The sequence below is a fragment of the Syntrophorhabdaceae bacterium genome (assembly GCA_028713955.1).
Taxonomy (GTDB): domain Bacteria; phylum Desulfobacterota; class Syntrophorhabdia; order Syntrophorhabdales; family Syntrophorhabdaceae; genus UBA5609.
Genome location: JAQTNJ010000045.1, coordinates 1 through 10,555 on the forward strand (window position 1 = coordinate 1; position 10,555 = coordinate 10,555).

Annotated in this window: 9 protein-coding genes; 4 read left to right on the plus strand and 5 right to left on the minus strand. The window is 44.9% G+C overall.

Going from position 1 to position 10,555, the window contains the following annotated elements:
• On the plus strand, positions 1–1,470 hold a 1,470-nt coding region (locus tag PHU49_05965; protein MDD5243545.1), incomplete at its 5' end, for a UPF0182 family protein.
• A 1,167-nt stretch (positions 1,471–2,637) separates the two neighbouring features.
• Complete coding sequence (locus PHU49_05970; GenBank protein ID MDD5243546.1) at positions 2,638–4,233, plus strand: restriction endonuclease; 1,596 nt, start codon at positions 2,638–2,640, stop codon at positions 4,231–4,233.
• 350 nt (positions 4,234–4,583) lie between these two features.
• On the opposite strand, the gene PHU49_05975 is transcribed toward PHU49_05970, so the two are convergent.
• Positions 4,584–4,712, minus strand: coding sequence for a hypothetical protein (locus tag PHU49_05975; protein ID MDD5243547.1), 129 nt, complete (start codon positions 4,710–4,712; stop codon positions 4,584–4,586).
• A 438-nt stretch (positions 4,713–5,150) separates the two neighbouring features.
• Positions 5,151–7,487: a hypothetical protein gene (locus PHU49_05980; protein MDD5243548.1), complete on the minus strand. Its 2,337-nt coding sequence runs from the start codon at positions 7,485–7,487 to the stop codon at positions 5,151–5,153.
• Positions 7,488–7,897: 410 nt separating this feature from the next.
• Between PHU49_05980 and PHU49_05985 the strand changes: the two genes are divergently transcribed.
• Both PHU49_05985 and PHU49_05990 read left to right on the plus strand, forming a co-directional pair.
• Entirely contained in the window at positions 7,898–8,170 is a 273-nt protein-coding gene (locus tag PHU49_05985) for a BrnT family toxin (protein MDD5243549.1), read from the plus strand.
• Complete coding sequence (locus PHU49_05990) at positions 8,148–8,405, plus strand: hypothetical protein (protein MDD5243550.1); 258 nt, start codon at positions 8,148–8,150, stop codon at positions 8,403–8,405. Before PHU49_05985 ends, PHU49_05990 begins: the two co-directional genes overlap by 23 nt.
• 321 nt (positions 8,406–8,726) lie before the next feature.
• Here PHU49_05990 and PHU49_05995 read toward each other — a convergent pair whose 3' ends face one another.
• The 3 genes from PHU49_05995 to PHU49_06005 form a co-directional block, all read right to left on the minus strand.
• On the minus strand, positions 8,727–9,599 hold the full coding sequence (locus PHU49_05995; protein MDD5243551.1) for a CsgG/HfaB family protein: 873 nt from the start codon (positions 9,597–9,599) through the stop codon (positions 8,727–8,729).
• Between the two features lie 52 nt (positions 9,600–9,651).
• Positions 9,652–9,846, minus strand: coding sequence for a hypothetical protein (locus PHU49_06000; protein ID MDD5243552.1), 195 nt, complete (start codon positions 9,844–9,846; stop codon positions 9,652–9,654).
• A 61-nt stretch (positions 9,847–9,907) separates the two neighbouring features.
• Positions 9,908–10,555: VacJ family lipoprotein (locus PHU49_06005; GenBank protein ID MDD5243553.1), on the minus strand; the 648-nt coding region annotated here is incomplete at its 5' end.

The following is a 10,555-nucleotide window of genomic DNA, read 5'->3' on the forward strand; positions in this document are numbered from 1 at the left end:
CTCCCCAGCAAGTCATGGATCAACGAGAAGTTTGTCTTTACACACGGCAACGGCGTTGTCATGGGGCCTGTAAGCAGGATTTCCAAAGAAGGTCTGCCCGAATTCATCATAAAGGATATCCCGCCCATCTCGGCTGCAGATATAAAGATATCTGTCCCGGAGATATACTTCGGTGAGCTTACAAGCGACTATGTCATTGTGAATACGAAGATCCCCGAGTTCAGCTATCCTACATCAAAGGGGAATATATATACCTCTTACAAGGGGTCAGGCGGCGTCCATCTCGATTCCCTGTTCAAGCGGGCGATCTTTGCCTCATATTTCCGGACCGCGAAGATCATCCTTTCTTCGGAGATCACGCCGGAGAGCAGGATACTTTACAACAGGAACGTGGTCCAGAGGGTACGTACCATCGCGCCTTTCCTGATCCTTGATTCGGATCCCTATGTAGTGGTTTCGGATAACGGCAAGATCTACTGGATGATCGATGCATATACCGCATCTACCCGCCTGCCTTATTCGAAGCCGCTGAAGAACGGGATAAATTACATGAGGAATTCGGTGAAGGTCGTCATCGATGCCTACGACGGCAAGGTCGATTTCTACGTCAGCGACCCCTCCGATGTAATCATAAAGGTATACAGCGCCATCTTCCCGGGAGCATTCAAGCCCATCGGGGAAATGGCCGGGGACCTGAAGAAACACGTGAGATACCCGAGGGATTTCTTTAATGTCCAGACTGCCATATATGCCACCTACCACATGAACGATCCGAAGGTATTTTACAACAAGGAAGACCTCTGGGAGGTCCCCGTCCATAATGAAAAATCCATGAGCGCGAACCACCTGATCATGAAGCTCCCCGAGGAAAAGAAAGAAGAATTCGTCCTCCTTGTGCCCTATACCCCGGCCAAGAGGGACAATCTCGCCGCGTGGTTCGCTGCCCGCTGCGATGAGCCGAATTACGGCAAAATGCTTGTCTTCACCTTTCCGAGGGACCGCCTTGTCTTCGGACCGCGACAGGTCGATGCGCGGATAGACCAGGATTCATACATCTCGCAGCAGCTTACCCTCTGGGGCCAGCGGGGCTCTCAGGTGATCCGGGGCAAGCTCCTCATCATCCCCATCGAAAAATCCCTCCTCTATATCCAGCCCCTTTATCTGGCCGCAGAGGACAAGGGGGGATTGCCCGAACTACGGAGGGTTATCGTGGCCTACGAGAACGACGTGGTGATGGAGGAGAACCTCGAACAGGCCCTGGCAGCAATGTTCGGCGGCAGAAAGGCCGCCCCGGCGGCCGCAGGTGCAGGGGCGCAGCCGGCAGCAGCGAAAAAGGCCTCTATCCAGGACCTCGCAAAAGAGGCAGCCCAGGTCTTTGAAAGGGCCAAGGGACTTCAGAAACAGGGAGACTGGGCAGGCTACGGGGAACAGCTTAAAAACTTAGAGCGGATATTGAAACAAATGAATTAAGACAGTCGATAGTCGATAGTGAATAGTAGATAGTAAGAGACAATAAAGGCAACCCCTTGGTAGATAGCCGTCAGCAGTCAGTGTCGATTATCGATAATCGATCATCGAATATCGAGTAAAGGGTATCAAGCATCGAGCGACCAGCGACGAGTATCCAGTATAAAGGCAGTCGATAGTAGATAGTGAAAGGTAATCAGGTATCAGGTAATAGGTCATTGCGAGCCCGTAGGGCGCGGCAATCTCACTAACTTGAACAGCTTTTATTTTTAAGGCGCCTCTCGCAGAGACGCAGGGTACAACAGATACCGTGAAACGTGAAAGGTAATCAGGTAATAGGTAGGTCATTGCGAGCCCGTAGGGCGTGGCAATCTCACTAACTTGAACAGCCGGATTTATCGCCGACATCGAGTATCCAGTAACGAGTATCCAGCATAAAGGCAGTCGATAGTAGATAGTGAATAGTAGATAGTAAGAGACAATAAAGGCAACTCCTTGGTAGATAGCCGTCAGCACGTCAGCACACAGCAGTCAGTGTCGATAATCGATCATCGAATATCGAGTAACCAGCTTGGATTTTCATCAGTATGAGTATCGGTAAGCATCGGTGCCGGACTTTCCCCGCAAACACGCTCATACGCTCCAGCGGCTACAGTTATCGGGACTCGCGTCGCCCCCTCCACGCGACCCACCCACTGGGTGGGTGCCCCGGTCCGTGGAGCCACCCCTTCTCGCCCACGTTGTGGGCTGGTTTATATCGCTCGCGTTCATTGGGTTTGTTGAGTTTACTCTTGGCTCTCAGCTCTCCGCTCTCTGCTGCCTTTCTCTCACGACGGTTTGCTAAAGGGACGGTTTAATTGCGAGGTTAGTCTCGAGCAACAAGCCCGACACCGATGCTCTACGTGATATATCCGGGACAAAGACAGTGAATAGTCGATAGCAGTTAGCTGAAACAAAAAACTTTACTGAAAAGTTTATCTCTCTGCCCTCTGCCGTATTTCTCGCCGAACGTCTCACACCTTTCATGGCATTCTGCTTTTCTACTCGTCTATGGTTTTATTATCTCTTGTCAACAGCTGGTCCCTTTGTTCTGCGCATAAACTTATGAATTGACAGACGCATTTGACAATGTAAAAATGTTTAACATAGATAGAAAATAAGGGGTGGATTATGGGGAGGAGATCAGGATTTTTTACTATTCTTGCAAAAGAAGTTGCTCGATCCCAGCGTCAGGCAAGGATGGAGCAAAGAAGGGCGATCCGCTATAATGCAAGGCTGGAACGCGAACAAGAAAGAGCAAGGCACTTATTTGAGAAAGAGGAAAAGCAGAGATATATTGAAAATAGAATAGCTGAAGTAGAAGAAAATAATCAAGGGCTTCTGGAACAAATTGAGGATCTCAATTCAATATTGGAGAATACGCTATCTAAAGACGATACGATTACATTTTCTTCTTTAAGGTTGCGGAATCAGTATCAGCCCTTTAATCCCCCAAAAGAAGTGTCAACACCAACTGTAGCTCCGAGTAAAGATATTTATATGTCAAAAGTATCGGCACCAACATTTTTTACGAAACTTATCCCAGGCTGGAAAGAACGGCACGATGCTTCCTCAAAAAAAGCAGAACAAGAATACAATACCGCCTTGAAACATTATGAACAAACCGAGGTTGAAAGAAAGAAAAAATTAGAATTGCTCAAAAATGAATATGGGGGCAAAAAGAAAGCATTTCTCCTCGATATTGAAGAAAAAAACAAGGCCATTGATGAATTTGAATCTCTTTACAAAAGCGGCTCCAAGGAGGGCGTTGTTGACTATAATACAATGGTGTTAGAAAGGTCCGAATATCCTGATGGCTGCCCACAAAATTTTAGAATTACTTATGCTCCAGAATCAAAAGAATTGGTTATTGATTATCAGCTACCGGCTTCAAATACAGTACCTCCAGTAGTGGAATATAAATATAATAAAACACGTGATATCATAGAGGAAAAACCACGAAAAGCAACAGATATTAAAAATTTATATCAAGACATCGTTTCATCAATTACTCTTCGCACCATACATGAAGTCATTGAGGCTGATCAGGGCAACCATATTGACGTAGTTGTATTTAATGGGTTTGTACAGACCATAGATCCAGCAACGGGAAAAAATATCAAACCATATCTCATGTCCGTAAGAACAACAAAAGAAAATTTTAAAGAGATTCAATTAGATAAGATTGATAAAAAGGCATGTTTGCGGAATCTCGGTGCGCAGGTATCTCCACAACCATCAGAATTAGTTGCCGTAAAACCCATCATCGAGTTTGATATGGTTGACAAACGATTTATAGACCAAAAGGATGTTCTTTCTGAAATAGATAGCCGTTTTAATATTATGGACCTAAATCCCTTTGAATTTGAAAACTTTGTAAGTAATTTGTTTATGAAAATGGGCCTCGAAACAAAACTGACAAGATCATCGAGAGACGGCGGTGTTGATGCTGTTGCATTTGATGTAAGACCTGTCTTGGGAGGAAAGGTAGTAATTCAGGCCAAAAGATACAAAAATGTTGTAGGAGTTTCGGCTGTGAGGGATTTATACGGCACAATGATGAATGAGGGCGCGAACAAAGGTATTCTTGTAACCACGAGCAATTATGGTCCTGATGCATATGAGTTTGCAAAAGATAAACCTATAGAATTAATTGATGGCGGAGGATTGCTTTATTTGCTCGACAAGGTTGGCATAAGTGCTCGTATTGTTTTTCCGGAAGACTAATTACCGTTTTTTGACTGAACTACTAATATCAGTTTGGAAAGGCAATTAGCCCATTATTGTGTGCCTATGGGGACATAAATATGTTCAGTGTTCATCGGTGTTCAGGGACACTGTTCACTGTTCAGGGTCGGGTAAGCGGGTAAGGGGTCACCTATGAAAAAGAACGTCAAGTAAAAAGTGAAAGCACCTCCTCCGGGCCGATCCGTAAGGGTCCCTGTAAGGACCAATGCAAGGTTTCAGTCACCTATCCGTGCTCTTTCGGCACACTATACTGTCGGATACCGGCCTCTCATTCAGATCTCAAGGGCTTTGTCTCAAGGACAAGCCATGACCCCAGGGAGACGACCGGTCTATTCCCTGATGAACGGTCTTCTGTGTATGAGCATCGCATAGATGATCTTCAGCATCTCCCGGGCTATTGCTACCCGGGCAGTATTCTTTCCGTGTTTGTACGCTACCCTCCCATAGAGATCCTTCATCCGTGGTGAGCTGTTCTTAAAGTGATGAGCGGAAATCAGGGACGTAGTTGACTAACGTGACAAAACAGGATCGCACAACGATTGCGTGCACCCGATCGCGTACCTTCCCCACTAAAGTAGACACCCTCGACTAACGAGAGGAGGGAGTGTACAATGGAAGGGCAAGCGGTGTTCAGGGTGTTCAGGGACGGGTGTTCAGGTGTTCAGGGACGTTGGTAACTTTGGTAACTAACTTGCTGCCACCGGAGTTATGTATGCCGGTTGCCGAAATAGCGCGTCAGTTTGGCACGTCCCACACGTTGAGATACCAAAGATAATAAAAGATCATGAACAAGTTACCAACGTCCCTGTACCGATGGTTTATAATTTTAACCTCCCCTTGTGTTTTCAAATGTCAAGGGTTGGTACTACTGTTCCCTTGATCCCCTTTCACTGTTTTTAGGAGGCATGGGGATATTTTTGTTTTTCCATCAACCCAATAAAGTGGTAGTGAAGATCATTATCATCCAAGTTTTTTGCTATTACCAAACATTGTTCAACATGCTCAACTTCGAGTCCAGATCTAGCTACTTTTTGTATAAATTCATTCCTTCTATGAGCATTATTATTGTTATATATGACATAGCAAATGGCATATTTAGAAGCTTTGGGTGGTACACAAATAACCATATTATTATGACCAGTTATCATCCAGTTCTTCCGAACGTTTTTCTTGAGAGTCTCGATCATTTTTGTAAGTTTTTGCTGGTCATCAGGAGAAAATCTATTCAGGATTACGCCAATTTCTGTCCATCGAGGCGTATGTCGTCTTTCTAATTGGTGCAAAATTCCAGAGAATAAAGGACTAATTTGAGGTTTAGGCTTTGGTATATCAACACCAGCATCTCTAGAATTGTAATATGCATCCAGTGGAGACGACATTCCGGTCATTACAAAATTGTCGTCTGGATCAACATCGCCAATGTTAAAAAGGGTTCCTATATACAAACCCATCAAATCAAGCTCATCACCCATATATTTAAACACACCCTCTAGCTCTTGCCTCCTCTCTAAATAATGGATAATTTGAACCGGATGATCTAGGAAATCAAATAATGTTTCAAAATCCGCTAAATTCATTGTTGGGCATGGTTCAAAGTCCTCAGGCAACCATCCGGTTTCTCTCAATTGAGCAATATTAGCCTGAATTGAGGCAAAATCCTCTAGCGATACCGAAACACGTATTATTTTATGAATGCTATTCAGATCTATAGGCAGTTTGTCACGCAGTTCATCAACCATTTCCGGTTTAGTTATTAATTCCTCCAACTTTTCCTTTAGTCGCTTAGATTGAATATTGGGAGCGATTAAAATTTCTTCAATATGTTTTTTTAAACGATCACGTGCCCCCCTTAGGGCTGGATCACTTATCTTGCCCGACTTTGCTTCGACAATGATTGCATGTGAGTCAATAAATGTAATTAAATCAGTTTCATATTCTGTAGTATTAAACTTCCACTCCACTCCTGAAACAGTATTAGATTCTGGAAATCTTCTATTTATAATATCGACAATCCTTTCTTCCAGATAATTAGCCCGTCTATCGCTGAGAGCTTCCTTGTTAATTTTTTCTACAAGCCTGTCTAAAAAAGGAATAATGAAGCTAAAAAATACTTGGGGAAATACGCAGAAATATTTATCAGGCTCTATTTTAATTACTGGACGCAACCAGACAGGATTGGAAAGATACAAATGTTCTGTTTCATACGATTCTAAGCCACCCCATTCATACGAAAATTCATCCAGCATTTTTTTTATTACATCTTTATCAACTCCAAGCTTGCCCGACAGATACTCCGGGGAGAATTCATAGTTCTTATGTAACCATAGATCATAATGGGATACCAACATTGTGAACAATGACTTAAAGGGAATAGATGCAATGTCTATGCCTTGTAAAAATTGATCAGCTTTATCAGTTGGTTCCCCGATCAATTCATAATACTTGTAAACCAACTCAGTTTTATCTTTTAATTTATATAACCTCGATAGATGCTGGTATCGATTTGAGATGGCAGTCTCTATTTCGTCTATAAGTAACTGAAATAGGTCAATTATATTACTAGCACAAAAACCATATTTTTTTTCAAGTAGCCCATCAAAGTATCCATAGACTTCCTGTGAAATAGACTTTACTTGCGAGAAGTAGCCCCAGTTACGGACCATTTTCGTGTTAATTCGTATCATCTGCTGTAACAGCCTGACTTCTTTTGCTTCCTCCGGCTCATCTTCAATGCCCGGTTCTAAATCCCTGTAATCGTCTGCCCGCATAAGCTTTATAAGGGCATCACACAACTCTTGAAATACATCATTGTCAACAAGCTGTCTTTGTAGTTCTTCTGACTTGATTTGAAGCGCTAGAGCTTGGCATATTTCAACATGAGACTGAAGCATCTCAAAATCGCTATCATTTTTTTGAATGCCAGTTTTACCTACACCTACAGTGAGGCCATATGTAGCCAATAAAGAAAGGATGGAAATTGGATCATAACGATGTAGTATTTCCCTGACCTTGGCGAGAGACTCTTGATATATTTTTTCACTATTTTGGATAAACTCTTGTATGGCTTGTTTTCGATCAATATCGCTTAAGTTCGCAAATGGATTTTGCATCATCTGCAACGCAGGGCTGAATGGCTTATTGTTTTTTATTATTCTCTTTTTATTAAGCTCTTTTCTTCTCCTCGTCTTGTTAAGCTTCTTTTGGGCCCTCCGTATCCTATTGTTTCTTCCCATAGTTAGTTTCCCATATCGTTACTTGTGGGCCTATGGGGGCGGCGTCCATCAAATTATAAATATCTCTTATCACAACCAGTGTTAAGAGGGGACGTTCAATAACCATCCCCCAGCCAAAGAATCTCTTGTCAGATGATTGATCCCCATAATCCCACCCTTACTTTTATCTTCCTCCAAAGGTTATAAAAATACAATGAAATTCTTTGCCGTGGTTACATGAGGTGTGAGGCGTCCCTATATGGATGCGCCCAACACCTTTGCCTTAATAATGCAATTTATCCCTATTATGTTTCCAAAATTCACGGTGAGGCGAGCACCTTTCCTCGCAGATTCGGCGCCCGGTAGCACAAAGATCTTGTCTTTACATACAACTGTTGCAAATGTGTACAAATATTGTATAATTAATGTATATGAGATTCGAGTGGGACAAGGAAAAGAGCAGGTCCAACTTTAAAAAACATGGGATCGACTTTGAAACCGCCCGCAAGATATGGCTTGATGAAAACAGGATCGAGATCGAGGTTCCTTATCCGATAGAGAAGAGATGGATTGTGATTGGATCCATAGAAGGCAAGGTATGGACGGCCATATATACAATCAGGGATGACGCTGTCCGTATCATTTCGGTACGGCGAGCGAGAACCAAGGAGAAGAAAATCTATGAAAAAGAAACTTTTAGCTAAAACAACGGACGAATTTGACAAGAGGTTTGATGCGGGAGAGGATGTTATGGATCTCATCGATCTATCGAAGGCCAAGGTAACCCGTTCGAGCAAAAAGATACGCATAACGTTGGACATTGCAGAATCTCTTGTGCGGGATATTGACGCAATTCGTGAAAGAATAGGTGTTGATCGAGGCGCCCTTATCAAAATATGGCTTCATGAAAAGGTTATAGAGGAGAAATCCTTAAATTAATCTTTCTTGTTCTTATTGCTGATCCGGTTCTCTCATCATGTGATCCCTCTCCTTTTTGAGATCACTCGCAGTGATCTCAAAAATGGTGGGGGGGGTGGGGTCAGGTCTTTTATCTTGTATTTTATCTTTTCTCACGGTTCCGGATTGGATTACTCACCGTTGCATAGTGAAGACCATATGTACTTTCCAATGCATTATCATTACTACATTAATTTTTTATGCATCCTGCAACTACTTCAAAAATCGAGTTGCTTCTCAGGGATCGTTATTTAATTATGGACATATCCTCAAGGGCACATAAAACTCTAAGCCCGGCGAGTCCTATTTGATCTCCGTCGATGCCGGGGTCTGCCCTCCCTGCACACCGAGACGTCCCCCGGTACCGAGTCCCCCTTTGATCGTCTGCGCCCGGTAGTTACGCACCGCCCTGACCAACTGGTTGTACGAATCCATAAAAGCGGCCGTCAGGATCTTTCCCTCCGGCGTGTTTGTATAGCCGCCTAAAGATCCGCCTGCATCACTCCCGAATATGCCGCCGAAGAGGTTGAAGTCATAGTTCTTTGCGCTCCCCACCGCTGCAGCCAACTGGACGCTGGAACGGTTGTCGGTCAGAAGAAGCGTGGTAGCGGCCTCGTTTGACTTCAAACCGCCGGCTATCGATCCCACTACCCGACCTACCGACCCGAAAAGACCACCCAAAGCACCGCTGACACCCCCGGTCCCTTTTTTACTGAACTGGATTGAAGGACTCATGGTATAGTCAGCCGCTACCATCTGCCCTTTCCCGAAATTGCTCCCCTGACGCATTTCCCCGCTCTGCTCAAGGGCTCGTTCCTGCATCATATTCTGCATCGCACGGCCACGTTCAACCACAACAAAACAGTTCGATTGCTGAATCATCATACGCAGCACGGGTACGGTGGAGCCAAGCTTGTATTCCGACAGGGTACTATACCAGGGTGCCGTCTGATCCTCCACAACTGCAACGGTTCCAAAGGATTCGGTACACCTTTCGAGCTGACTGCTGCCCTCAGAAGCTGCACCTCCGGCCGATCCGGTGGCTACATTGCCTGACGACCCCCCGAGGACGGGCTCTGTAGCCCAACACTGCGCTGACCCAAGCATGGCGACCAGCATTGTGCAGGCGACCCACACACTAAAAGTTGCAGCGGCACTTAATCTTTTTGTTTTCATCTCTTTCCTCTCTTTATCGAAAATATAAAGCGTACAAACAAGTTTCCTCGTACTACCCTTCACTGCCTTTATCCTTCCTGTCGTTTATCCAGTTCTCTATCTCATTACGCTTGTTATATACCACGAGGGCGGATACAAGCAGGAAGATCCCGATCGTGAGGTTTGCAAGGTCCTGGTACGCCCTCAGGAACATTGCCGAAGCGAATACGCCCCCAAAGATATAAAACCATATGAGACTTCGGATCATTGGTATGGAACCTCCTCCCCCATTACGGATCTGATCGGAAGGCGCTGGGGATATCCTTGATCTACTCCTTTTTATCGTCCTTCGATGTCTTGTCGCTCTCCTGCGATCCCCCGTTCTGTTCTATGAGCTTTTTGCGATACTGGACATAGGCGTCTCGTATGGCGATGTACGGGTCGATGGCAGCCCCTTTCAGCGTTTCATAGTCCCCGATATGGAAGGAGAAATCATTGACCTTTTCATGGGCAGTGAGGGCTATCGTTTCAGCGTCTAACAGGTCTGAACTGAGATAGGTGGTAGGTTTCAGAAAATGGTCCCCTACCCATCCGATTGTGTCACGGGGGTTGGAAGGACCGAGGATGGGCCACACGATATAGAACCCGGAGCCTATGCCGTACTTGCCGAGCGTCTGGCCAAGATCCGCTTTGCGGCCTGTAATCCCGAAACAATCCTTGGCACAGTCCCGGAACCCGGCAACCCCGACGGTGGAATTGATGACAAAACGTGCAAGCTCGCGCCCCGCGTAATCCGGCTTCCCCTGGAGCAGGTTGTTCACGAAGCGGATGGGCATCATTATGTTCTCGTAGAAGTTACTGAATATTATCCTGAAGGTCTCAGGTATGACGTACTTGTAGCCCTGGCCCACAGGCTTCAGGAGCCAGAAATAGAACTTGTCATTGAAATGATACATGGCCCTGTTCCACGGCTCGAT

What these genes read in the sequence shown, in the direction of transcription:
- PHU49_05970 (MDD5243546.1), top strand. Translation starts at nt 2,638, where the DNA reads ATGGGGAGGAGATCAGGATTTTTTACTATTCTTGCAAAAGAAGTTGCT.
- PHU49_05985 (MDD5243549.1), top strand. Translation starts at nt 7,898, where the DNA reads ATGAGATTCGAGTGGGACAAGGAAAAGAGCAGGTCCAACTTTAAAAAA.
- PHU49_05995 (MDD5243551.1), bottom strand. Translation starts at nt 9,599, where the DNA reads ATGAAAACAAAAAGATTAAGTGCCGCTGCAACTTTTAGTGTGTGGGTC.
- PHU49_05990 (MDD5243550.1), top strand. Translation starts at nt 8,148, where the DNA reads ATGAAAAAGAAACTTTTAGCTAAAACAACGGACGAATTTGACAAGAGG.
- PHU49_05980 (MDD5243548.1), bottom strand. Translation starts at nt 7,487, where the DNA reads ATGGGAAGAAACAATAGGATACGGAGGGCCCAAAAGAAGCTTAACAAG.
- PHU49_06000 (MDD5243552.1), bottom strand. Translation starts at nt 9,846, where the DNA reads ATGATCCGAAGTCTCATATGGTTTTATATCTTTGGGGGCGTATTCGCT.
- PHU49_05975 (MDD5243547.1), bottom strand. Translation starts at nt 4,712, where the DNA reads ATGAAGGATCTCTATGGGAGGGTAGCGTACAAACACGGAAAGAATACT.